This window comes from Burkholderia sp. BCC1993 (genome assembly GCF_905339865.1).
Classification (GTDB): Bacteria; Pseudomonadota; Gammaproteobacteria; order Burkholderiales; family Burkholderiaceae; genus Burkholderia.
The window spans coordinates 1-689 of record NZ_CAJPGZ010000060.1 but is presented as its reverse complement, the minus strand read 5'-3'; the positions used below and the strand labels follow the sequence as shown (position 1 = coordinate 689).

Below are 689 nucleotides of genomic sequence, written 5' to 3'. Positions count from 1 at the left end.
GCGATCGCCGACCTGAACCAGGACGGCGCAAACGCGGTTGCCGACGAGATCGTCAAGGCAGGCGGCAAGGCGATCGGCGTCGCGATGGACGTGACCAACGAGGAAGCGGTCAACAGCGGCATCGACAAGGTGGCCGAAACGTTCGGCTCGGTCGACATCCTCGTGTCGAACGCGGGCATCCAGATCGTCAACCCGATCGAGAACTACGCGTTCTCCGACTGGAAGAAGATGCAGGCGATCCACGTCGACGGCGCGTTCCTGACGACCAAGGCCGCGCTCAAGCACATGTACAAGGACGATCGCGGCGGTGTCGTGATCTACATGGGTTCGGTGCACTCGCACGAAGCGTCGCCGCTGAAGTCGGCATACGTGACGGCCAAGCACGGGCTGCTCGGTCTCGCGCGCGTGCTGGCGAAGGAAGGCGCGAAGCACAACGTGCGCTCGCACGTCGTATGTCCGGGCTTCGTGCGCACGCCGCTGGTCGACAAGCAGATTCCGGAGCAGGCGAAGGAACTCGGCATCAGCGAAGAGGAAGTGGTGAAGAAGGTGATGCTCGGCAACACGGTCGACGGCGTGTTCACGACGGTGCAGGACGTCGCGCAGACGGTGCTGTTCCTGTCGGCGTTCCCGAGCGCCGCGCTCACGGGCCAGTCGTTCGTCGTCAGCCACGGCTGGTTCATGCAGTAACG

1 protein-coding gene is annotated in these 689 nt (G+C 64.0%); it reads left to right on the top strand.

The features are described 5' to 3' along the window. The coding region (locus U4Y91_RS36560) for a 3-hydroxybutyrate dehydrogenase (RefSeq protein WP_321809124.1) at positions 1-687 on the top strand (687 nt) is incomplete at its 5' end. Positions 688-689: the final 2 nt, after the last annotated feature.